Source organism: Streptomyces sp. NPDC021749, assembly GCF_040640655.1.
Taxonomy (GTDB): Bacteria; Actinomycetota; Actinomycetes; order Streptomycetales; family Streptomycetaceae; genus Streptomyces.
The window spans coordinates 159321-181384 of sequence record NZ_JBFACE010000008.1; the positions used below are offsets into that span (position 1 = coordinate 159321).

22 protein-coding genes and 1 pseudogene are annotated in these 22064 nt (G+C 73.0%); 11 read left to right on the forward strand and 12 right to left on the reverse strand.

What is annotated here, in order from left to right; all coding sequences use genetic code 11:
• The first annotated feature begins 9 nt into the window (after positions 1 to 9).
• Together AB0G35_RS10815 and AB0G35_RS10820 are read left to right on the forward strand one after the other, a co-directional pair.
• A complete protein-coding gene (locus tag AB0G35_RS10815) occupies positions 10 to 876 on the forward strand; it encodes an alpha/beta hydrolase (protein ID WP_360946965.1) in 867 nt (288 codons plus the stop codon).
• A 205-nt stretch (positions 877 to 1081) separates the two neighbouring features.
• On the forward strand, positions 1082 to 1543 hold the full coding sequence (locus tag AB0G35_RS10820; protein ID WP_360946967.1) for an SRPBCC domain-containing protein: 462 nt from the start codon (positions 1082 to 1084) through the stop codon (positions 1541 to 1543).
• Between the two features lie 18 nt (positions 1544 to 1561).
• Here the strand turns inward: AB0G35_RS10820 and AB0G35_RS10825 are convergent, their stop codons facing one another.
• Complete coding sequence (locus AB0G35_RS10825; protein ID WP_360946969.1) at positions 1562 to 2488, reverse strand: NYN domain-containing protein; 927 nt, start codon at positions 2486 to 2488, stop codon at positions 1562 to 1564.
• Between the two features lie 203 nt (positions 2489 to 2691).
• Here AB0G35_RS10825 and AB0G35_RS10830 point away from each other — a divergent pair, with 203 nt between their 5' ends.
• The gene (locus tag AB0G35_RS10830; RefSeq protein WP_199816409.1) at positions 2692 to 2844 is read left to right on the forward strand and encodes a hypothetical protein; all 153 of its coding nucleotides are present in this window, start codon (positions 2692 to 2694) and stop codon (positions 2842 to 2844) included.
• Between the two features lie 111 nt (positions 2845 to 2955).
• Here AB0G35_RS10830 and AB0G35_RS10835 read toward each other — a convergent pair whose 3' ends face one another.
• The 3 genes from AB0G35_RS10835 to AB0G35_RS10845 all read right to left on the reverse strand — a co-directional run bounded on the left by AB0G35_RS10835 (position 2956) and on the right by AB0G35_RS10845 (position 5379).
• Positions 2956 to 3561, reverse strand: a complete 606-nt coding sequence (locus tag AB0G35_RS10835; RefSeq protein ID WP_360946971.1) for a MarC family protein — start codon at positions 3559 to 3561, stop codon at positions 2956 to 2958.
• Positions 3562 to 3773: 212 nt separating this feature from the next.
• Positions 3774 to 4625 carry a PHP domain-containing protein gene (locus AB0G35_RS10840; RefSeq protein WP_360946973.1) on the reverse strand — a complete coding sequence of 284 codons (852 nt, stop codon included), beginning with the start codon at positions 4623 to 4625 and terminating at the stop codon, positions 3774 to 3776.
• 115 nt (positions 4626 to 4740) lie between these two features.
• Positions 4741 to 5379, reverse strand: coding sequence for a DUF6758 family protein (locus tag AB0G35_RS10845; protein WP_360946975.1), 639 nt, complete (start codon positions 5377 to 5379; stop codon positions 4741 to 4743).
• A gap of 210 nt (positions 5380 to 5589) precedes the next feature.
• On the opposite strand from AB0G35_RS10845, the gene AB0G35_RS10850 reads away from it, so the two are divergent.
• Positions 5590 to 6855, forward strand: a complete 1266-nt coding sequence (locus AB0G35_RS10850) for an MFS transporter (RefSeq protein ID WP_360946977.1) — start codon at positions 5590 to 5592, stop codon at positions 6853 to 6855.
• Between the two features lie 66 nt (positions 6856 to 6921).
• Here AB0G35_RS10850 and AB0G35_RS10855 read toward each other — a convergent pair whose 3' ends face one another.
• The gene (locus AB0G35_RS10855; RefSeq protein ID WP_360946979.1) at positions 6922 to 7542 is read right to left on the reverse strand and encodes a suppressor of fused domain protein; all 621 of its coding nucleotides are present in this window, start codon (positions 7540 to 7542) and stop codon (positions 6922 to 6924) included.
• 503 nt (positions 7543 to 8045) lie between these two features.
• Between AB0G35_RS10855 and AB0G35_RS10860 the strand changes: the two genes are divergently transcribed.
• Positions 8046 to 9173, forward strand: a complete 1128-nt coding sequence (locus AB0G35_RS10860) for a magnesium and cobalt transport protein CorA (protein ID WP_360946981.1) — start codon at positions 8046 to 8048, stop codon at positions 9171 to 9173.
• A gap of 168 nt (positions 9174 to 9341) precedes the next feature.
• Complete coding sequence (locus AB0G35_RS10865; protein ID WP_360946983.1) at positions 9342 to 9884, forward strand: hypothetical protein; 543 nt, start codon at positions 9342 to 9344, stop codon at positions 9882 to 9884.
• A gap of 35 nt (positions 9885 to 9919) precedes the next feature.
• On the opposite strand, the gene AB0G35_RS10870 is transcribed toward AB0G35_RS10865, so the two are convergent.
• The gene (locus tag AB0G35_RS10870) at positions 9920 to 10690 is read right to left on the reverse strand and encodes a hypothetical protein (protein ID WP_360946985.1); all 771 of its coding nucleotides are present in this window, start codon (positions 10688 to 10690) and stop codon (positions 9920 to 9922) included.
• A 199-nt stretch (positions 10691 to 10889) separates the two neighbouring features.
• On the opposite strand from AB0G35_RS10870, the gene AB0G35_RS10875 reads away from it, so the two are divergent.
• The 3 genes and pseudogenes from AB0G35_RS10875 to AB0G35_RS10885 all read left to right on the forward strand — a co-directional run bounded on the left by AB0G35_RS10875 (position 10890) and on the right by AB0G35_RS10885 (position 13975).
• Complete coding sequence (locus AB0G35_RS10875) at positions 10890 to 12203, forward strand: CBS domain-containing protein (protein ID WP_360946987.1); 1314 nt, start codon at positions 10890 to 10892, stop codon at positions 12201 to 12203.
• A pseudogene (locus tag AB0G35_RS10880) lies at positions 12193 to 12772 on the forward strand (DUF1003 domain-containing protein); the annotation flags it as partial. The gene AB0G35_RS10875 and the pseudogene AB0G35_RS10880, both read left to right, overlap by 11 nt.
• A gap of 45 nt (positions 12773 to 12817) precedes the next feature.
• The gene (locus AB0G35_RS10885; RefSeq protein ID WP_360947138.1) at positions 12818 to 13975 is read left to right on the forward strand and encodes a P-loop NTPase; all 1158 of its coding nucleotides are present in this window, start codon (positions 12818 to 12820) and stop codon (positions 13973 to 13975) included.
• Between the two features lie 288 nt (positions 13976 to 14263).
• On the opposite strand, the gene AB0G35_RS10890 is transcribed toward AB0G35_RS10885, so the two are convergent.
• From AB0G35_RS10890 to sigE, 5 genes are all read right to left on the reverse strand, one after another.
• Positions 14264 to 14908, reverse strand: a complete 645-nt coding sequence (locus AB0G35_RS10890; protein WP_360946989.1) for a hypothetical protein — start codon at positions 14906 to 14908, stop codon at positions 14264 to 14266.
• Between the two features lie 120 nt (positions 14909 to 15028).
• A complete protein-coding gene (locus tag AB0G35_RS10895; RefSeq protein ID WP_360946991.1) occupies positions 15029 to 15511 on the reverse strand; it encodes a sec-independent translocase in 483 nt (160 codons plus the stop codon).
• 116 nt (positions 15512 to 15627) lie between these two features.
• Positions 15628 to 17871, reverse strand: a complete 2244-nt coding sequence (locus tag AB0G35_RS10900) for a trypsin-like peptidase domain-containing protein (RefSeq protein WP_360946993.1) — start codon at positions 17869 to 17871, stop codon at positions 15628 to 15630.
• Positions 17872 to 17992: 121 nt separating this feature from the next.
• The gene (locus AB0G35_RS10905; protein WP_360946995.1) at positions 17993 to 18934 is read right to left on the reverse strand and encodes a zf-HC2 domain-containing protein; all 942 of its coding nucleotides are present in this window, start codon (positions 18932 to 18934) and stop codon (positions 17993 to 17995) included.
• The gene (gene sigE, locus AB0G35_RS10910) at positions 18931 to 19701 is read right to left on the reverse strand and encodes an RNA polymerase sigma factor SigE (RefSeq protein WP_360946997.1); all 771 of its coding nucleotides are present in this window, start codon (positions 19699 to 19701) and stop codon (positions 18931 to 18933) included. The genes AB0G35_RS10905 and sigE overlap by 4 nt, the downstream gene beginning before the upstream one ends.
• 175 nt (positions 19702 to 19876) lie before the next feature.
• Between sigE and AB0G35_RS10915 the strand changes: the two genes are divergently transcribed.
• Positions 19877 to 20560, forward strand: coding sequence for an O-methyltransferase (locus tag AB0G35_RS10915; protein ID WP_360946999.1), 684 nt, complete (start codon positions 19877 to 19879; stop codon positions 20558 to 20560).
• A gap of 151 nt (positions 20561 to 20711) precedes the next feature.
• On the opposite strand, the gene AB0G35_RS10920 is transcribed toward AB0G35_RS10915, so the two are convergent.
• A complete protein-coding gene (locus tag AB0G35_RS10920) occupies positions 20712 to 20879 on the reverse strand; it encodes a DUF3117 domain-containing protein (protein ID WP_003985072.1) in 168 nt (55 codons plus the stop codon).
• Positions 20880 to 21204: 325 nt separating this feature from the next.
• Here AB0G35_RS10920 and AB0G35_RS10925 point away from each other — a divergent pair, with 325 nt between their 5' ends.
• Positions 21205 to 22005 carry an enoyl-CoA hydratase-related protein gene (locus AB0G35_RS10925; RefSeq protein ID WP_360947001.1) on the forward strand — a complete coding sequence of 267 codons (801 nt, stop codon included), beginning with the start codon at positions 21205 to 21207 and terminating at the stop codon, positions 22003 to 22005.
• The last annotated feature ends 59 nt before the right edge of the window (positions 22006 to 22064 follow it).

Sequence of the window (22064 nt, forward strand, 5' to 3'; positions counted from 1 at the left end):
CCTCACCCCATGAGCAGGCCGCCCACCCTCACGCTGCCCCCGTGCGCCCGCGCGTACCGACTCGACACCGACCGCGGCGAGTTCGCCGTGCACGACGCCCGGCCGGACGGTGCGCCGATCGGGACCGCGCTGCTGGTGCCCGGTTTCACCGGCAGCAAGGAGGACTTCATCGCCTTGCTGGCACCGCTCGCCGCTGCCGGGTTCCGGGCGGTCGCGGTGGACGGCCGCGGTCAGCACGAGTCCCCCGGCCCGCGTGACGAACGGGCTTACGCCCAGCGGGAGTTGGCGCTCGACGTACTGGCCCAGGCGCGGGCCGTGCAGCACGCCGGGAACGGTCCGCTGCATCTGCTCGGGCATTCGCTGGGCGGGCTGATCACCCGGGCCGCGGTGCTGCTCGACGCCGCCCCGTTCCGTTCGCTCACCGTGCTCAGCTCCGGCCCGGGGGCCATCGAGACGTCCCAGCAGGCCCGGGTGCGGATGCTGATCGACGCGCTCGGCTCGCTCGGCATGGAGGACGTCTGGCGGGCGATGCGCGAGCTGGACCCGCCGGAGGCGGCGGTCGCGGAGACCCCGCCGGAGATCGGCGCGTTCCTGCACCGACGCTGGCTGAACACCGTCCCCGAGCAGCTGATGGCGACCGGCCGGCAGATGCTGGCGGAGCCCGACCGGGTGGCGCAGCTGGCCCGTACCGGGCTTCCCGTGCACGTCGTCTCCGGGGCGCTGGACTACGCCTGGCCGGTGCCGTCGATGGACGACATGGCGCGCCGGCTGTCCGCCCGGCGCACCGTCATCGAGGGCGCCGAGCACTCCCCCAACGTCGAACGCCCGGAGAAGACCGCGGAGGCGCTGACCGGGTTCTGGAGCGGGGTGGGGTAGCGCCCGGGCCGGGCGGCACGCGGGCCGTGCGTCCGGGCCTCCCGTACGGGCCGGGCCGGCCGGCGCCGGCGTCCGGCCGCGGCGTCCGGCCGTGGCATCCGGCGGGGTGTCGTCGGGACAGCGCCGGACGGTTCGGCGAGCATCGGAAGGAAGCGGGCGGGCCCGGGCGGCCCGTCCGGCACCGGCTGCCGACGAAGGGCCCGACATGACCGAGAACCCCCAGGACGACCCGCACGGCATCGCGCTCAACCGCACCTTCGACGCCCGTCGCGACCTGGTCTTCGAGGCCTGGACCACGCCCGCGCACTTCGCGTACTGGTTCGGCGGGGAGCTGACGGTGCCGGTCGAGCGGATGACGATGGACGTCCGGCCGGGCGGGTCCTGGAGTCTGGTCATGCACTCCCCGGACGGCAGCGAGCTGCCGTTCTCCGGGGTGTACCGGGAGGTCGTACCGCCGGAGCGGCTGGAGTTCACGCTCAACGACGCCTATGCCCCGAGCGGTTCGGAGGGCGAGCTGATCAGGGTCACGCTGAGCGAGTTCGGGGACCGGACGGAGATGGCCTTCCGGCAGCTCGGCGGCAATCTCACGCCGGAGCAGTACCAGCAGGCGCAGGCGGGCTGGACCAGCTTCTTCGACCGGCTCGCGGGGCTCCTCGCCCGGGCCTGAGCGGGCCCGGGGATTCCCCTAGAGCTGTCCCTGGACGTGCTCCCAGAAGCCGTCCCGCAGCACCCGGCGCAGGTCGGCGTGGCCGCGCAGCGAGTGGTGCAGCAGCGCCTCGGCGGCGGTCAGCAGCTCCTGGTCGACGGGGCCGGGGAGGTACGGGTGTCCGGGCAGCAGTCCGGCCGCCCATTCCCGGCCGCGTTCCGAGAGCCACTGGGCGGCGACCCGGGCCCCGACGAAGCGGACCTCCTCCCGGCCGGGCGCCGGGAGCTCGCCGCCGGCCTGCTCGATGCCGTCGATGCCGGTCCGCCGGGTGACGTAGGGCTTGCAGAAGTCCAGGTCGAAGACGCGGGTGCTGTCGGCCTCCCACAGCAGCGGTTCGGCCTGGTTGCGGCCGGCCGGCGCCTCGATGCCCCACAGGTGGACCCGGGCGCCGTAGCCCTGGGCGGCCTCGACCGCGGAGACCAGGTCCTCGTCGCCGCCGATGAGCACCGCGTCGGTGATCGCACGGTGCCGGGCCAGCGACTCCAGGTCCGAGCGGATCAGGGAATCAACGCCCTTCTGCTGGTTGTTGGCGTTGAGGTTGCCGAGCCTGACCTTCACGTCCGGCAGCTCGGCGATCCGCTGCTGCTCGGGGGTGTGGAGGCGGCGGCGGGCGCCGTCGTACCAGTACACCCGCAGCAGCCGGCTGTCCGTGTAGAGCGTGCGGGCCCGTTCGATGAAGGCTTCGATGATTCCTTCGGCGTCGAGCTCGAAGCCCTTGCGGTCCTCGGTGCCGGCGACGAGCTTCCCCGCGGCGGCGTAGACGTACCCCGCGTCGACGAAGGCGGCGTGCACCGAGGGGGTCGTGCCGACCTTGGTGAGGACCCGGGCGAGCAGCTCGTTCGTGCGCGCCATTCCGGCGGCGAGCGCGGCGAGGTCGGTGGGGCCCGGGGGCTGGAGGTCGTTCATACCGGACCCATTGTCCGGGCCTCCGCTCGGCGGGCACAACCGCTCTACCTGCGAGTATTTAGACCGTCGAAAAATTTCTTTAGCGTAGGGAATGATTGCAGGGTGCGGGTCGTTGTACCTGTACGGAGCGGCGGGCGACGAGGCCCGGCGATCCAAATCACTCACGTTCTCCGCAGGAGGATTCCGACGAAGGGAGAAGCCTGATGCGCTTCGAGATCATGCGCCTGGACGATGTCGACGGCACCGCCGTGGACAGCACCGTCGTGGACGCCGCCTCCGTCAACCGGATCGTGCAGCAGGCCGCCGCAACCGGCCAGCGCATCTACATCCGCCCGGCCGACACCGTCGCCCGTTGATCCCTGGCCGCCGACCGGCCACCGACACCGCACCGCCCCCGTACGGAACATGCCGTACGGGGGCGGTGCCGTACGGGGCGGTGCCGTACGGGGACGCTGCCGTCTCGTAGCTCACGCCGCCTGGATGACCTGCAGCACACCGTTGATGATCTGCTGCACGGCCAGCGCGGAGAGCATCATGCCCGCCAGCCGGGTCACCAGGACCACCCCGCCGTCCTTGATCACGCGGATGATCACCAGCGAGAACCGCATCACCAGATACAGCACCACATGGATCGCCGCGATCGCCGCCCAGACCGACACCTGGTCGGCGAACCCGTGCGCGTGCTGCACCGCGAGGATCACCGACACGATCGCACCGGGCCCGGCCAGCAGCGGCATGCCCAGCGGCACCAGCGCCACGTTGACGTCCTTGGTCTGGGTCGGCTCCTCCGACTTCCCGGTCAGCAGGTCCAGCGCGACCAGCAGGAGCAGCAGTCCGCCCGCGATCATCAGCGCGGGCGTCGAGATGTGCAGCCGGCCCAGGATCTGCCGGCCGAAGAGCCCGAAGACGGCGATCACGCAGAACGCGACGGTGGCGGCCTGCCAGGCCATCCGGCGCTGGACCTTGGCCGGCCGGCCGGAGGTGAGGGCGAGGAAGATCGGGGTGATCCCCGGCGGGTCCATGATCACGAAAAGCGTGACGAAAAGGGTGCTGAAGACGGCGACGTCGAACATGGTGCTGGCCTTGCGAGAGGTGGTACGGACGAGCGGAACGGGGCGGTCAGGGGCCGGCGCGTGGCGTGCTCGGGCCTGTGACCAGACAGAAGGAAGGGCGGGCGGAAGAGGGGGGAGGGAGGGGCCAAAGGCCGCGCGGCGGGCGCGGACCGGCGGGCGGCGCGGCGGCGCGCGGTCGGTGCGCGCGGCGGCCGGTGGCCCGCGGCGGGGGGTCAGCCGCCCGCGCCGGGGACGGGGAAGGCGCCGGTGGCGCGGCGCACGATCTCCCCGTAGATCTCCGGGTCGGTGGTGCAGTCACCGAGCCGGCAGGTCTTGCGGCTGCCGTGGTAGTCGCTGGAGCCGGTGGTCAGCAGGCCCAGATCGGCGGCCATCCCGCGCAGCCGGGCGCGGGTCGGCGCGTCATGGTCCATGTGGTCGACCTCGATGCCGTCCAGGCCGGCCGCGGCGAGCTCGGCGATCGCGCTCTCCGGTACGCACCTGCCGCGCTTGACGGCCAGCGGGTGCGCGAAGACGGTGACCCCGCCCGCGGCCTTGACCAGCCGGATCGCGTCGAACGGGTCGAGCTCGTGCTTCTCCACGTACGCCGGGCCGTCGCTGGCGAGCCAGGACGCGAAGGCCTCGTCGACCGAGCCGACCACGCCCAGCTCCATGAGGGCGGTGGCGATGTGCGGCCGGCCCACGGCGCCGTCGCCGGCGATCCGGGCGACCTGCTCCCAGGTGACCGGGATGCCGTGCTCGCGCAGCTTGCCGACCATGGCCCGGGCCCGCGGCACCCGGTCGTCGCGGACCAGCTCCCGCTCGCGGGCGAGTTCGGGCTCCTCGGGGTCGAAGAGGTAGGCGAGCATGTGGAGGCTCACCCCGTCGATCCGGCAGGAGAGTTCGGCGCCGGTGACCAGCGTCAGCCCCTCGGGCAGCGCGGCCCGCGCCTCGGCGTGGCCGGCGACGGTGTCGTGGTCGGTCAGCGCGACGACGTCCAGCCCGGCGGCCGCGGCGCCGCGCACCAGCTCGGCCGGGGTGTCCGTACCGTCGGAAGCCGTGGAGTGGGTGTGCAGATCGATGCGCACGACGCGGACTCCAGACTGCTGCGGGACGGACGGGGGACCTCAGAAGGATAACCGGGCCGCCGGACGCCCCGGGCCCGCCCGCCGGGCGGCACCCTCCCCGGCCGGCCCGCCGGGGTCAGCCCAGGATGCGCGGGGAGAGCGCCCCGCACGGCAGCAGGTCCACCTCGGCGCCGGCCTCGCGCAGGTCCGTCAGCACGAGCTCGTCGTACATCAGCAGCCCGGACTGCTCGGGCCAGGCGATCGCCCACAGCCACAGCCCGCGGGCCTCGCCGGCGAAGACCGCGCGGTCCGGCGGCGCACCGTCGACCTGCCAGAGCGGGGTGGGGCGGCCGGCGGCCAGCACCTTCCCGTGCGGGTGTGTGTCGAGGGACATGTGGGGGCCGGGGTCGGGGCCGTCGATGCCGGCGTAGCGCGCACCGAGTCCGACGCCCAGTTCCTCGGCGATCAGGAGGAGTTCACCGGGTCCGCCGAGCGGTCCGGGGCCCGAGCAGGCCACCGCGGTCGCCCGGCCGCCGCTGCGGTCGTCGCCCGCGCAGGCCACGCCGGTGAACAGCCAGCCGACCGGCAGCGGCCAGGGCATCCAGACGGGGACCTGTGCGCGGTGCACGACGACGCCGAGCGCCTCGACGCTCGGCGGAACGACCGGCTGGAGCGGATGCACGGTGCCGTGCACGGCGCACTGCCAGGTGTCGGAGAAGAGACCGGGCGCCCGTACCCGGCCTCCGCACTTCGGGCAACTGGGTTCGCCCCTCATAAGGACCAACGGTCCTCCAGGCCCGCCGCCGCGTCAAGGACGATCACCCGACCGATGTGCGCGGAATCACTTACCAGGCCCCGCACTTGAGCGTTCCGGCGCCGCGCGCCCCCGACCCGGAAAACTAGTTGCCTCTTGCACCCTTTAGCCCCTCTAACTTAATATGTGTAAACGGCAACAACCTCCGGCGACGGGAAGGGGAACCGCGGCATGAGCGGCACCACGAGCAGCGGTCACGGCGGCGGCACGACGGCCGATCCGTTCGACGACGGCGGCACCTCCCTGCTGCGCCAGCCGAAGGCCGTCTGGGCCACGGCCGGCGCCTCCGTCGTGGCCTTCATGGGCATCGGCCTGGTCGACCCGATCCTGCCCTCGATCGCCCAGGGCCTGCACGCCTCCCACAGCCAGGTCTCCCTGCTGTTCACCTCGTACTTCCTGATCACCGCCGTCGCGATGCTGCTCACCGGCTTCGTCTCCAGCCGGATCGGCGGCCGCAAGACCCTGCTGCTCGGCCTCGCCTTCGTGGTGGTCTTCGCGGGCCTCGCCGGTACGTCGGACACCGTCGGCCGGCTCGTCGGGTTCCGGGCCGGCTGGGGCCTCGGCAACGCGCTCTTCGTCTCCACCGCCCTCGCCGTGATCGTCGGCGCCGCGGCCGGCGGCAGCGCGGCGGCGATCCTGCTCTACGAGTCCGCGCTCGGCCTCGGCATGGCCTGCGGCCCGCTGCTCGGCGCGGCCCTGGGCAACCTCAGCTGGCGCTACCCCTTCTTCGGCACGGCCACGCTGATGGCGATCGGCTTCCTGTGCATCACGGCGTTCCTGAAGGAGCAGCCGAGGCCCGCCCGGAAGACCTCGGTCCTGGACCCGATCAAGGCACTCGGCCACGGCGGCCTGGCCTCGGCCGCGGTATCCGCCTTCTTCTACAACTACACGTTCTTCACCGTGCTGGCCTTCACGCCGTTCGTGCTGGACATGACGCCGTACCGCTCGGGCGCGGTGTTCTTCGCCTGGGGCGTGCTGCTCGCGGTCTTCTCGGTGATCGTGGCCCCGCCCATGCAGGCGCGGTTCGGCTCGCTGAAGGTGCTCGGCGGCTCGCTGGTGCTGCTCGCCGTGGACGTGCTCGTCCTCGGCTACGGCGACCACACCGCGGCCGTCGTCTGCACGGTCCTGTCCGGCGCCTTCATCGGCGTGAACAACACCGTCTACACCGAGCTGGCCCTCGGCGTGTCGGACGCCCCGCGCCCGGTGGCCAGCGCCGGCTACAACTTCGTCCGCTGGTTCGCGGCCGCGGCGGCGCCCTACCTCGCACCGAAGATCGAGGAGTGGACCGACGTCCACATCCCGTTCGTGGTCGCCGCGGTCACCGCGGTGCTGGGCGCGGTGGTGGTCCTCGTACGGCGACGGGCCCTCAACTACGAGGCGACGGAGCACCAGCCGCAGCACGCGACCGAGGACGGCGTCACGGTCTTCACCAACTGACCTTTCCCGAGCGGCACTTGGTGAGCTCGCTCACTCCAGGGCAGTCGAACGGATCGGCCGATCCGGTCAGTCGAGCGGGACGGACTTACGGGTGGGATCCCGCAGGTCCGTCCCGTTCGTGAGCCAGCGCTCCTGGAGGGCCTCGGCACCGTGCACCCGCTTCCAGGCGGCCTCGTTCGGAGTCATCGGCAGCAGCGGCAGGAACCGTACGGGATCCATCGGAGCGTCCAGCTCCAGGTCCTCGATCAGCCCGCCCGACTCGGCGACCAGGACCGAGGTGAAGGGCGCGCCGGGCCACAGCGGCTCACCCACGTCCAGCGAAGCGCCCGGCGCCACCACGACGCCCTCGACCTGCGGGGACGCGGCGAGCACGGCGAGCGGACGGAGCACCTTGTCGGTGTCGGCACGGCCGGCCTTCACCGACAGCACCAGCTCGGCGCGCGGGCCCTTCAGGGGGTCCACGACCACGACGGAAGGGGGCGCGGCGAAGCCGCTCGGTGAGGGGCCGGCCGGGTCGGTCATCGGGTGGGCGGACATCCCGAGCGTGGCGTAGCGCACCACCCCGTCACCCACGAAGCGGAGCACCTCGATACGGTCGGTACCGAGGAAGGTGACGGCGGCGCGCGCGTCCGGCTCGCCCAGGCTCGTCCGCAGCCGGGCTTCGACCAGCTCAAGAACATCAGACATGCCGCGAGCATATGGCCGGTGCGCCGGCCGGCCGTCGTCCGTACGGTGACTGCGCCGCGCGGCAGCTTTGGTGTTCGTATGGAACAGGCAAAGCGGCACCCTCACGCGCCAGGCGGCTGATAGCCTTGCCGTCTGGTCAGGGAATGACGTTCGTCCCCCAACGGGGACCGGCCGGAGGAGGTGGGGCTGCGGTGGATCCGAGTCGACCGTGCAGTACCGATAGCTCTCCTGTCATCCCCCTCGCGCAGTCACTCTCCTGATCGAGAGCTTCCGTACCCTCGCCGCCGAGCGGCGAAACCGGGGAAGCGCCTTTGCGCCGGATGTAGATGACGGAAGAGCGCCTTCGCCTCTTTGTTCCGTGTTCTGCGAATCGCCGTCAGCATCCCGCACGGAGCGCCGCCCGCTTTGCGGACGTACCGCCGATGAAGCTGTGTACGTCCACGTTCCGGGCAGCGTTACGCCCCGCGCCCGCGCTGACGGCCGGCCCGTGAAGGAGCCCGCCCATGTCGATGATCCGTGACCTGCGCGCCGCCGTCCGCCCGTCCCGGCGCCGCGACGACGCCCCGTACCGTTCCGAGAGCACCACCCCGGCCTGCGCCAACAGCGCCATCGTCGACTGCGGTGTGTACCGCGAGGGCCGGCGGGTGAGCGACCACGTCACCCCGGCCGAGGCGATCGCGTCCGTACGCGCCGACGGCGGCTTCATCTGGGTCGGGCTGCACGAGCCCACCGAGGCCGAATTCGCCGGTATCGCCAAGGAGTTCGGGTTGCACCCGCTCGCCGTCGAGGACGCCGTGCACGCGCACCAGCGGCCCAAGCTGGAGCGCTACGACGACACGCTGTTCACCGTCTTCAAGACCGTCCACTACGTGGAGCACGCCGAGCTGACCGCCACCAGCGAGGTCGTGGAGACCGGCGAGGTGATGTGCTTCACCGGCCGGGACTTCATCGTGACCGTGCGGCACGGCGGCCAGGGCTCGCTGCGGGCGCTCCGGCACCGGCTGCAGGACGATCCGGATCTGCTGGCCAAGGGGCCGTCCGCGGTCCTGCACGCCATCGCCGACCAGGTGGTCGACGGCTACATGGCGGTGGCCGGCGCGGTCCAGGACGACATCGACGAGGTGGAGATCGACGTCTTCAGCTCGGGCACCAACGGCAAGGGCAACGGCACCAAGAGCGCCGCCAAGGGCGGCGACGCCGGGCGGATCTACCAACTCAAGCGCGAGGTACTGGAGTTCAAGCGCGCCGTGTCGCCGCTGCTGCGGCCGATGCAGCTGCTCAGCGAGCGGCCGATGCGGCTGGTCGACTCCGACATCCAGAAGTACTTCCGGGACGTCGCGGACCACCTCGCGCGGGTCAACGAGCAGGTGCTGTCCTTCGACGACCTGCTCAACTCGATCCTGCAGGCCAACCTCGCGCAGGCGGCGGTGGCGCAGAACGAGGACATGCGCAAGATCACGGCCTGGGCGGCGATCTTCGCGGTACCCACGATGATCGCCGGCATCTACGGCATGAACTTCAGCTACATGCCGGAGCTGAAGTGGAAGTACGGCTATCCGGCGGTCCTGGTCGTCACCGTGGCCATCTGCATCGGCATCCACCGCGGCTTCAAGCGCAACGGGTGGCTGTGAGGCTTGATGGGCGCGCGACGGTTCCGGCCGGGGGTCCGGGGGTTGCCCCCGGGAAGGCACAGCAAGCGCAACGGGTGGCTGTGAGTCCCGGCGGGCGCGCCCCGGGGGCCCGTCTCAGGGGCCGGGCGGCCCCCGGCGGGGTCGGGCCAGGCCATTAGGCTGAGCCGTATGACGGAGACCGTGTCGCAGGCCCTGCAGGATCGGGCGCTCATCGAGGAGGCCACGAAGAAGTCCGGCCTCATCTGGGTGCGGGGGACGACGGGCCCGGCCCGGGCGCTGTGGCACGTCTGGCACGAGGGCGCCGCCTGCCTCGTGGGCGACGGCAGCGGTGAGCAGCCGCTGGCGGACCTCGGGCTGACCGACGGCGGCCCGGCGACGGTCACCGTACGCAGCAAGGACAAGGGCGGCCGGCTGGTCGCCTGGCAGGCCAGGGTCGTCGAGGCCGCGCCGGAGAGCGACGCCTGGCGGTCCGCCGTCGAGGAGCTGAAGGGCAAACGGCTCAACGCACCGGACGCGGACACCCTCACCGAGCGCTGGGCGCGCGAGTGCCGGGTGCTGCGGCTGGAACCGGCCGGCGCGGAGGCCGTGCAGCGGCCCGGCCGGATGCCCGCGGACTCGCACGCCGCGCCGCCGCTGGCGAGCCCCGCGATCACCCGCCGGCCGATCCCGGCGGCGCTGCCGAAGCTGCTGCGCCGCGGCCGCAAGGGCTGATTGGACGCCCCGGGCGGCGGCCCGGGGCCGGACGCTCAGTGCGCGCCGGAGATCTGCGACCCGTAGTCGACGACCTGGTCCTTCGCCGGGGCCTTGAGGTCCACGCGGCTGTCCCAGTCGCCGAGCCGGACCACGCCCGTGCCGCCCGCGCGCTGCAGCCGCAGCGGGTACGGCGTGCCCTCCAGGGAGACGTCCAGGGTGCCGCCGGCGCCGGCGGCGGCGGCCAGCCGGACGGTGCGGACGCCGCCGACGCTGGAGCGGTCCTTGGCCGTCAGCTTGCCGCGCAGCCCGAGCAGGCTGGCGAGCAGGGTGTCCTTGTCGGTGAAGCCGCTGAACTTCTTGTAGACCGGGTCGGAGGCGGGCACCTTGACGTACTTGCCGCCGAGTTTCTGGGCCGCCCCGGACGCGCCGCTCTTCTCGCCCGCCCAGAAGGCCGCGTCCGCCTTCAGGTAGAGCGCGCTGCCGACCCGCAGCAGCTGGAAGGCGGCCGCCTTGGTGGTCAGTTCGCCCTTGGCACCGTGCTCGGCCAGGCTCATGTCGAGCTTGTACGTGAGGCCCTTGCTGACGACGTTGCCGGTGAGGTGGACCGTACCGGCGTGCTCGGCGGCGGCCCGGGTCCTGGCCTGGATCTTCGCCGGGGGCAGCTTCCCCACGCCGTTGGTGCCGGCGTCCGGGTCCTCGTCCGCACCGCAGCCGGCCAGCCCCGCGGCCAGTGCCGCGCAGACCGCCCCCGCGAGCGCGGCGCGCCCCGCACGGCGGGCTCCGGGCAGGCGTCGGGGGCGGGCCCCGGGGGGGATTGCGCTCACGTCGGCTCTGCCTCCTGATGCGGGTGACCTCGACAGCAGTACGGCAGCGTACCTGGGACGTACGGGCGCGTCGGAGGGATGCCTGGCGGTCACCCTACGGCGTCCTCCGCCGGGGCGGCGCGGCCCGGGGCGCGTTAGCCTGAACCCGGATTGATGCCTCGTTTCCGGCAAGAACGGGAGAGAAAGGGCGGCGCTCTGCATGGCAGTGGTGACTCCCCGGGTCTTCGTCTCCCACCTCTCCGGCAGCGCCGTCTTCGACCCGAACGGCGACCCGGTCGGCCGGCTGCGGGACCTCGTCGCGCTGCTGCGGGTCGGCGCCCGCCCGCCGCGGCTGCTCGGGCTGGTCGTCGAGGTGATCAGCCGGCGCCGGATCTTCGTGCCGATGACCCGGGTGACCGGTATCGAGTCCGGGCAGATCGTGATCACCGGAGTGATCAACATGCGGCGGTTCGAGCAGCGGTCGTCGGAGACGCTGGTGCTCGGCGAGCTGCTGGACCGGCGGGTGCGGCTGGTGGAGACCGGCGAGGAGGCCACCGTCCTCGACATCGGCATCACCCGGCTGCCGGCCCGCCGCGACTGGGAGATCGAGAAGGTCTTCGTCCGCAAGGGCAAGGGCAGGAGCGGGGCGCTGCGCCGCAAGGGCGAGACGCTGACCGTGGAGTGGTCGGCGGTGACCGGCTTCTCGCTGGAGGAGCACGGTCAGGGCGCGGAGAGCCTGCTGGCCACGTTCGAGCAGCTGCGGCCGGCCGACCTCGCCGGCGTGCTGCACCACCTGTCCGCGAAGCGACGCGGTGAGGTCGCCGCGGCGCTGGACGACGCCCGGCTCGCCGACGTCCTGGAGGAGCTGCCGGAGGACGACCAGCTGGAGATCATCGGCAAGCTGAAGGACGAACGGGTCGCCGACGTGCTGGAGGCGATGGACCCGGACGACGCCGCCGACCTGCTCTCCGAGCTGCCGGACGAGGACAAGGAGCGGCTGCTGGCCCTGATGCGGCCGGAGGAGGCCGCCGACGTGCGGCGGCTGATGTCCTACGAGGAGCGGACCGCGGGCGGGCTGATGACCACGGAGCCGATCGTGCTGCGCCCGGACGCCACGGTCGCCGACGCGCTGGCCCGGGTCCGCGACCCCGACCTCTCCCCCGCGCTCGCCGCCCAGGTGTACGTCTGCCGGCCGCCCGACGAGACCCCGACCGGCAAGTACCTGGGCCTGGTGCACTTCCAACGGCTGCTGCGGGACCCGCCGTTCACCCTCGTCAGCTCGATCGTGGACACCGATCTGCCGCCGCTGCCGCCGGACACCCCGCTGCCCGTGGTGACCGGCTTCCTGGCGGCGTACAACATGGTCGCCGCGCCGGTCGTGGACGAGAGCGGCGCCCTGCTCGGCGCGGTGACCGTCGACGACGTCCTGGACCACCTGCTGCCGGACGACTGGCGGGAGTCCGAGCTGTACGCCGGCGGGGCCGCCGGGCTGACCGGCGCCGGGAGCCGGGCGGAGGCACCGGATGGGCGCTGAGGAGCGGGAGAACGCGCGGGAGCGCGCCCGGGCGAACGGCGCCTCGGCGGTGCGGCGCGGGGCCGCCGAACGGTCCCGGGTGCGGCTGGACGTGCCGCGCACTCCGCGCCGGACGTTGCTGCCGGAGTACGACCCCGAGGCGTTCGGGCGGCTGTCGGAGAAGATCGCGCGGTTCCTGGGCACCGGGCGCTTCATCGTCTGGATGACCGTCGCCATCATCCTGTGGATCACCTGGAACATCACCGCGCCGGACCATCTGCGGTTCGACGGGTACCCGTTCATCTTCCTGACCCTGGCACTGTCGCTGCAGGCCTCGTACGCGGCGCCGCTGATCCTGCTGGCGCAGAACCGCCAGGCCGACCGGGACCGGGTCACCCACGAGCAGGACCGCCAGCGCAACGAACGGTCGATCGCCGACACGGAGTACCTGACCCGGGAGATCGCGGCGCTGCGGATGGGGCTGGGCGAGGTCGCCACCCGCGACTGGATCCGCTCCGAACTGCAGGATCTGCTGCGGGATCTGGAGGCGGTGCCGGAGGGCCGCCGCGGAGAGTGACGAACGTGACCGCCGACGGCCTTTCCGGAGGCCGCCTCATGCGCCGTACCATCGGGACATGGCTCACGAGACTGCCCCCAGCACCCCGAGCGAAGACGCGATCCGCGCCGCGCTCGCGACGGTGAACGACCCCGAGATCCACCGCCCCATCACCGAACTGGGGATGGTCAAATCGGTGGACATCGCGGCGGACGGCGCGGTGGCGGTCGTGGTCTACCTCACCGTCTCCGGCTGCCCGATGCGCGAGACGATCACCCGCAACGTGAGCGACGCGGTCGCCGGCGTCGAGGGCGTCACCGACGTCCGCGTCGACCTGGAAGTGATGAGCGACGAGCAGCGCAAGGAGCTGGCGGCGTCGCTGCGCGGCGGCACGGCCGAGCGCGAGGTCCCGTTCGCCAAGCCGGGCTCGCTCACGCGCGTGTACGCGGTCGCCTCCGGCAAGGGCGGCGTCGGCAAGTCCTCGGTGACGGTGAACCTCGCCGCGGCGATGGCGGCCGACGGCCTGAAGGTCGGCGTCGTGGACGCCGACATCTACGGCCACTCCGTCCCCCGCATGCTGGGCGCCGACGGCCGGCCCACCCAGGTCGAGAACATGATCATGCCTCCGTCGGCCAACGGCGTGAAGGTCATCTCGATCGGCATGTTCACGCCCGGCAACACGCCGGTCGTCTGGCGCGGCCCGATGCTGCACCGCGCCCTCCAGCAGTTCCTCGCCGACGTCTACTGGGGCGACCTGGACGTCCTGCTCCTGGACCTCCCGCCCGGCACCGGTGACATCGCGATCTCCGTCGCCCAGCTCGTCCCGAACGCCGAGATCCTGGTCGTGACCACCCCGCAGCAGGCGGCGGCCGAGGTCGCCGAGCGGGCGGGCGCCATCGCCGTCCAGACCCACCAGAAGATCGTCGGCGTGGTCGAGAACATGTCCGGGCTGCCCTGCCCGCACTGCGACGAGATGGTCGACGTCTTCGGCACCGGCGGCGGCGAGCGGGTCGCCGAGGGCCTGACGAAGACCACCGGTACGCAGGTTCCGGTGCTCGGCGCCATCCCGATCGACGTCCGCCTCCGCGAGGGCGGCGACGAGGGCAAGCCGGTCGTGCTGACCGACCCGGACTCCCCCGCCGGCGCGGCCATCCGCGCGATCGCCGGCAAGCTCGGCGGCCGCCAGCGCGGCCTGGCCGGCATGTCCCTGGGGATCACCCCGCGCAACAAGTTCTGAGAGTGGTGCCCCGGGGCTCCTACGGGAACTCCCGGGGCTCATCGACGCCACATGATGCGAAGAAGGGGGCGGGCCCATGGGCCCGCCCCCTTCCCTCTGCACGGGCGCCCTCAGCTGCCGCACACGCCCAAGCCGAGGCGCGAGGCGTGCGGCCGGCAACCCGGCCGACCGTGGCGGCCGTCAGCGCCGGTCAGCCCGCGTACGTGCTGATGTCCTCGACGACCGAGAAGCCCAGGCGCGAGGCATGCGGCCGGCAACCCGGCCGACCGTGGCGGCCGTCAGCGCCGGTCAGCCCGCGTACGTGCTGATGTCCTCGACGACCGAGAAGCCCAGGCCGTAGGCGCTCATTCCCCGCCCGTACGCGCCCAGATGGACCGTCTCCGGGCCGTCGCCCGCGGAGCCGGCCAGGACCCAGCCGTATTCGGACTCGCGGTAGGCGAAGGAGGTCGGGACGCCGTCGACCGGGAGCATCAGCTCGGTCCAGGCCCCGCCCCCGAGGTCGTCGGCCAGTTCCCAGGCCAGCATCGTCTGCTGGTCCAGCCAGGACTGGCGCAGCGTGCGGTCCATGTGGGTCGGCCAGGTGTGGTTGAGCAGGCCGGACCCGGCGAGCCAGGCGGCGGTGGAGACCGAGGTGGCCTCCAGGACACCGGTGCCGTCCGCGCTGCGCCGTACGGGGCGGCTGGCGACTGTCACCACCACCGCGAACCGCTCGTCCTGCGGGGACTCCACCTTGATGGTGGGCTCCTCGCCGTGCCCGGTCGCGCCGTGCTCGACGGTGCCGTCCGCGGCCGCGCCGACCTGCATCAGCCAGCGCGGACCGGTGAACGCCTCGTCGAGGCCGTACCACGGGAACGCGGCCAGCAGATAGCCGTCGGCCTTCCGGCCGACCGTGGCGGGCGCCTGTTGTTCCGCTGTCCGACTCGTCGTCTCCATCTGAGCGGAGCCTCCTTGTTGCCCTGCGTCGTGGGCGGCCCGCCCCCCTCAGGCGACCAAACCCCGGACACCCGGAGCATAGCCATAGGGGTCAATACAGCCCGGGCATACCGGAGTGTGTCAGGTGGCGTCGGCGTCGAACGGCGGACGCTCGTCCGGCTGCCGCTCCGCGGGCTTCTTGAGCAGGTCCGGAGCCCCGGAGGAGGCCGGGGATTCCTTGGAGAAGGAGATCCCTGAGCCGTTCGGGTGCGCGGCCGCGGAGCCGCTCTCGCGGCTGTGCACGGCGTCGGTGACCTCGGCCATCTCCGTGCGGAAATCGAAGCCGTTACGGATCTCCTGGAGGTCCTTGAGGCCGTACTCGTCCTTCTCCAGGACGTGCTTGCGGACGAAGTTCTTCGGCTTGAGGTCCTCGAACTCGAAGTCCTTGAAGTCCGGGCCGAGCTCGTTGCGGATGTCCTGCTTGGCGCTGTCGGAGAACTCCCGGATCTTGCGGATGACCCCCATCACGTCCTGGATGACCTTGGGGAGCTTGTCCGGACCGAAGACGAGCACTGCCAGGACCACGATCGCTACCAGCTCTAGGGGTCCTATGTCGAAGAACACCTTGCAGCTCCTTGGGTCATCCGCGGCCTTCGTCGGCCTATGGGCCAGGCCGCCTCTCACCGTACCTGGCCCCGCACGTCGGACGGGAGTCGACCGTGCCAACACCGTGCAAACGATCAGCCCGCGGTGGAGGAACCCAGCCTGAGCCGAACGGACCGCTCCTTGCCGTCCCTTTGGAGGGTGAGCGCCAGGGTGTCGCCCGGCCGGTGGCTGCGGATCTTGATGATCAGCTCCTCACCGCTGTGCACGGCGGCGCCGTCCACCTTGGTGATCACGTCACCGGGCCGGATGCCCGCCTTGGCGCCGGGCCCGCCCGGGAGGACCGGCTGCCTGCCGCCCTTGCTGTGCGCGCTGACCCGCGCCCCGTCGCCGGCGTACTCCATCTCCAGGGTGACGCCGATGACCGGGTGGGTCGCCCGGCCGGTGTTGATCAGCTCCTCGGCCACCCGTTTCGCCTGGTTGATCGGTATGGCGAAGCCCAGCCCTATGCTGCCGCCCTGGCCGCTGCCGTCCTGTCCGCCGCCGCTGTCGGCCGCGCGGATGGCGCTGTTGATGCCGATGACGCGGGCCCTGGCGTCCACCAGCGGGCCGCCGGAGTTGCCGGGGTTGATGGGGGCGTCGGTCTGCAGCGCGTCGACGTACGAGATGTCGCTGCCGTCGCCCTTCTGGCCGCCCGCCGTGATCGGGCGCTGCTTGGCGCTGATGATCCCGGCGGTGACCGTGTTGGCCAGGTCGAACGGTGCGCCGATGGCCACGACCGGGTCGCCGACCTGCACCGAGTCGGAGTTGCCGAGCGGCAGCGGCCGCAGCCCGGTGACGCCCTCGACCTGCACCACCGCGAGGTCGTAGCCGCCGTCCTGGCCGACGACCTTGGCCTTGGCGGTCTGCCCGCCGCTGAACGTGACCGTTATCTCGCCGCCCGTTCCGGCCGGTTCGACGACGTGGTTGTTGGTGAGGATGTGGCCCTCGCGGTCGAGGACGAAGCCGGTGCCGGTGCCCTGCTCGGCGTTGCCGCGGACGTGGATCGTGACGACGCCGGGCAGCGCGGCCCGGGCGATCCCGGCGACGCTGTCCGGCTTGCGGCCCCCGGAGTCCCCGGCGGCCTGCGGCAGCTTGATGTCGTTGATCCCGCCGTAGCGCTCGACGTACGCACCGATCCCGCCGCCGACGCCGCCCGCGAGCAGCGCCAGCGCCACCGCGCCGGCGACCAGCACCCCGCGCGGGGTGCGCCGGGCGGGGTGCAGCGGCAGCGGGCCGCCCTGCAGCGGCGCGCGCCACGGGTCGTACTGCTGCCAGGCACTCCGCGGGGCGCCCGGGTGGTCCTGCGCGGGGGCGTGCCCCGGCGAGAGGGTGGGGCCCGGCGTCGGTGCGGGCCCCGGCGGCAGGGCGGGGCCGCCCGGGTGTGCGGGCACGCCGGGCTCGACACCCGGTTCGGCGGAGGGGCCGGTGGCCGGGCCGGCGGACGGATGGGGTTGCGCGGGTCCGGTGCCCTCCGGTGCGGCGGGGTACGGCTGGTCGCCGGGTCCGGCTCCCGGAGGTGCGGTGGGGTGCGGCTGCTCGCCGGGGCCGGATCGCGGCGGCGCGGTGGGCTGCGGGGGCTGCGGGGGCTGCTGCGGGCCGGGATAGCCCGCACGGCCGGGCGCGGCCTGGGCGGCCGGGGCGCCGTACGGGGGCATCGGTCCGGCGGACGGCGGGAGCACCGTGCCGTGCGCAGGGGTCGTCACCGGCCGCTGCACGGGCGGCGCGGGTGCCCAGGGCCCGGGCCCGCCGTACGGCGGGGTCCCGTACGGGTCCTCGGCATGCAGCGGCCGACGCTGCGGCGGCGCACCGGGTGTCTCGGCGGAGACGGACGCCGCGGCGGAGACGGATGCCGTGGCGGGGGCGGGCGCGGCAGGCGCGGTGGCTTCGGCGTCGGTACGGTCCGGGGCCTGCCCTGTGGCCGTCGGGGCGACAGGAGCAGCCGGGGTCCCCGGGGTCCCCGGGGTCGCCTGGGTCGCCTGGGTCGCCTGGGCCAACTCCGCGGTCGTGTCAGGGAGTTCGGGCGCCGCGTCGGCCACGGACGGCCCCGCGGCCGGTGCCTGCGCGCTCACGGTCGTGGCCTCCGCGCCGGGGTTCCGCTGCGGTGGCCGCACGATCCAGTCCTCCGGTTCCTGCACCGCGGCCTCACCGAAGCCACCAGGCGTTCCGGAGGTGTCGGACACAGAGGGGGTGCCGGCCGTACCGGGCACCGCGGCGGCGTCCCGCCCCGCGGCGGCGTCCGGCGCCGGCAGGCCCGCCTCGGCGGGTCGCTCCGGGCTCGGGGGGTTTCCCGGGCGGCTCCACCACTTCAGCTTCGACCCGGCGGCCTTACCGTCGTCCATGCTCTCCCCTACTTCGCCCGCGACCCCGCGGGCCACCACCACCTCGCGGCACGCGCCCGGTCAGGGGTGCGCCGCCCCAGGGGGATTCAACCAGTTCCGCCCGGGGCCGTGCAGCGGGCGGTCAGCGGCGGTCGGCGGCGGGGCCGTTCGCGGCGGGGCCGTGCAGCGGACGCATCGGCTCCAGCGGGGGAAGCGGGGGCAGGTTCTTGCGCACCGGGCCGCTGCCGGACGCGGCGGTCAGGGGCGAGAAGCGGTACGCCGGGGCCGGGCCGGTCGCGGCGATCAGCGGCGACAGGCCGAAGTGGCCGGAGGACTGGTCCGGCGTCCAGGACACCGACGGGGAGGCGGGCGCCCCGCCGGCACCGTCCAGGCTCATCGCGCTGGGCGCGGGGGCGAGGGTCGGCGCACCGGACGGCGGCCAGGTGGCCGGCCGGGAGCGGGCGCTGGGGACGAACTCCGCGCCGCGCAGCAGGGCGGCGCCGTCCGCCGCGGGACTGCCGGTGAGCGGGGTGACGGCCGTACCGCCGCCGTCGGTCCGTCCGCCGGTCGCGTCGACGGCCGCCTCCAGCGGGAGGGCACCACCGAGCGCGAACGCCGCGAGCGAGACCGCGCCGGCCGCCGCGAAGGCGAACCGGCGGCGCTGTCCGGGCCGCCCGTCCTCCTGGACGCGGAAGCCGCGCGTCCGGGGCTGCGGGGGCACCGCGGCCATGGCATGACGGGAGTGGACGTCGGCGGGGACGTAGCGGAACGCGCCGCCGCCGCGGGCGAATTCACCGCGTCCGAGAGCGCCGTTGCCCAGTCGGCTGCCGGGACCGTCCAGGTCACCTCCGGGCAGCTGCACGAGGCGGGCCAGCAGTCCCTCGGAGGGACCGGGCGGCGCCGTCTCGGCGAACACGCTTTTCAGCCGACGCTGGGCGTCGGCCTCCGCCTTGCACTTCGCACATGTCGCAAGATGCGCGAGCACCCGCTCGCGCGCGTCATGCCCCAACTCGCCGTCGACCAGGGCCGCGAGGCGGTCGCCGAGATGCTGCTCGGCGGGGGACGGACCGCCACTGAGGCTCACGCGATCCCGACCTCCCCCGTGGGCACCACGGCCAGCGCCCGCCGCTGCTCGCGCCGCTCCTCGCCGCGCAGTGCGGGGGCGCGGTGCTTGAGGGCCTTGCGCAGGTGCGAGCGGCCGCGGTGGATCCGGCTGCGGACCGTGCCGAGCTTGACCCCGAGGGTCGCGGCGATCTCCTCGTAGGACAGCCCCTCGATGTCGCACAGCACGACGGCGGCGCGGAATTCGGGCGCGAGGGTGTCCAGCGCCTGCTGGACGTCGGCGTCGAAGTGGGTGTCGTCGAAGTGCTCCTGCGGCGCGGGCTCCTTGCTGGGGAGCTTCTCGGCCGCGTCGTCACCGAGCGCGTCGAAGCGGATACGCTGCCGGCGGCGGACCATGTCCAGGAAGAGGTTGGTCGTGATGCGGTGCAGCCAGCCCTCGAAGGTGCCGGGGGTGTACGTCGACAGCGAGCGGAAGACGCGGACGAACACCTCCTGGGTGAGGTCCTCGGCGTCGTGCTGATTGCCGCTGAGGCGATAGGCCAGGCGGTAGACCCGTGCGCTGTGCGTGCTGACGATCTCCTCCCACGTGGGCGGAGTCCACGCCTCCGCATCCGCGTCTGCGGCGAAGGTCGCGGTGCGTGCGGAGTCAGTGCGGAAACGGTCAGCAGTGTTTGTCACGGATTTCGGCTCGGCGAACGACCTCTTCAAGCGCCTCAGCACTCCTCGGTCACCCGTCGCAGCCGCACCTCCCCTGGTGGCTCTGGTGGTGTCCAGTAGAGCCCCTACCATATCCACCTCGCCCGTTAGCTCCGGATAAGCAGATTTGACCTGCATTTGGTCCAGCTTCTGGCCTTGATTCGTGTCTCGCGCGGTCTTCACCACTGCGTCCCCCCGTCTTCCTCCTCCCCCTCTTTAACGCCCGGTCCCATCTGCGGGTTCCCGGACGCAGCGGATACAGTCACGGTTGCGTCAACTACGGGGACAGGAGAGGGCCATTACCGGCAACCGGCAGACGAGCTTGGCATTCGCCGAGGCGTACGGCGCCGGGACCATCGACGGCACCACCGAGGCCGCCCTGCGCTGGTCCCGCGACCGCGCACGCGAGGCCGGCATCCGCACGGTGGCCACCGGCACCGGCGCGGCCCTGCGGCTGCTCGCCGCCACCGTCGACGCCAAGGCCGTCGCCGAGATCGGCACCGGCACGGGCGTGTCGGGCATCTACCTCCTGCACGGCATGCGCCCCGACGGCGTGCTGACCACCGTGGACTGCGAGCCCGAGCGGCAGGCCTTCGCCAAGCAGGCGTTCCGCGCCGCGGGGTTCGCCGGCAACCGCGCCCGCTTCATCCCGGGCCGCGCGCTGGACGTCCTGCCGCGACTGGCGGACGGCGGGTACGACCTCGTCTTCTGCGACGGCGACCTGATGGAGTGCCTGGAATACCTCGCTGAATCGTTGCGGCTGCTGCGCCCCGGCGGCCTGGTGTGCTTCGAGGGCGTCTTCGCCGACGGCCGGACGGTGGACTCGGCGATGCAGCCCGCCGAGGTGCTGCGGCTGCGCGAGCTGCTGCGGGCGGTACGCGAGAGCACCACGCTGGTGCCGTCCCTGCTGCCGGTCGGCGACGGCCTGCTCTGCGCGGTCAAGCGCGGCTGAGCGCCGGAACGCCGGGGCCTTGGAAGTCCCCGGGCACGCGAACGGCCCCGGCACGCGGCGCGCCGTCACTGCGCGCCGTCTGCCGGGGCCGGGGTCTCGGCCGGGTACCGGGCTCACTCGGGCCCGGGCGTCCGCCGGTTACTCACCCTTGTCAGACGGTGACCTTCTCCAGGGCCTCTCCGAGGGCCTTGGCTTCGTCGGGGGTCAGCTCGACGACGAGCCGCCCGCCGCCTTCGAGCGGAACGCGCATGACGATGCCCCGCCCCTCCTTGGTCACCTCGAGCGGGCCGTCACCCGTCCGCGGCTTCATGGCCGCCATGCTCGTTCCCCTTCCTGAAACCAGCTCATCTCAGCCGACGGCCCGGATAGGCACGTGTCACCGGCATCGAACACATTGCTTCCAGGCCATTATCCCGCATCGAACGACCCGATGACCAACATCGGGCAGCATCCCTTCGGCAACTCGCACCCGCAAACCCACCCAATTCGGGGAGCGGGCTGCGATACTTCTCCGCCCGCCGACTCCCGACGCGCCCGCAATCTTTGATGTACGTCACATGCGAACGGCCGATGATCTCCGGCATCCTGAGCGCTGACTGCCGCCACCAGGCAGTGCCGAGCCGCTACGGAGGGGACTCCCAACTATGGCCGACACCGTGCTCTACGACGTGACCGACGGACTCGCGACGATCACCCTCAACCGACCCGACGCGATGAACGCGCTGAACGTCGAGGCCAAGGTCGCGCTGCGGGACGTCCTCCAGGAGGCCGCGGGCGATCCCGCCGTGCGCGCGGTGCTGTTGACCGCCACCGGGCGGGCGTTCTGCGTCGGCCAGGACCTCAAGGAGCACATCGGGCTGCTGGCCGAGGACCGGGCCACCGGCTCCGGCGGCACCATGAGCACCGTGCGTGAGCACTACAACCCGATCGTGACCGCGCTGGCCGGGATGGCGAAGCCGGTGGTCGCCGGGGTCAACGGGGTCGCCGCGGGCGCCGGTGCGGGCTTCGCACTGGCCGCGGACTACCGCGTCGTCGCCGACACCGCCTCCTTCAACACCTCCTTCGCGGGCGTCGCGCTGACCGCCGACTCCGGGATGTCCTGGACCCTGCCCCGGCTGATCGGCCACGGCCGCGCCGCCGACCTGCTGCTCTTCCCGCGGTCGATCAGCGCCCAGGAGGCGTACGAACTGGGCATCGCCAACAAGGTCGTACCCGCCGCCGAGCTGGCCGAGGAGGCCGCGGCGGTGGCCCGCCGGCTGGCCCAGGGGCCGACCGCCGCGTACGCCGCGATCAAGGAGTCGCTGGCCTACGGGGCGGGGCACTCCCTCGTCGAGACCCTCGGCAAGGAGGACGAGCTGCAGGGCCGGGCCGGGGCGTCGGAGGACCACCACATCGCGGTCGAGGCGTTCGTGAAGAAGGAGAAGCCGGTCTTCCTCGGCCGCTGACCGCCGCCGGCCGGCCGGGCCGGGCGGGGCGCTACACGCACCGGGCCGCCCGCCGGCCG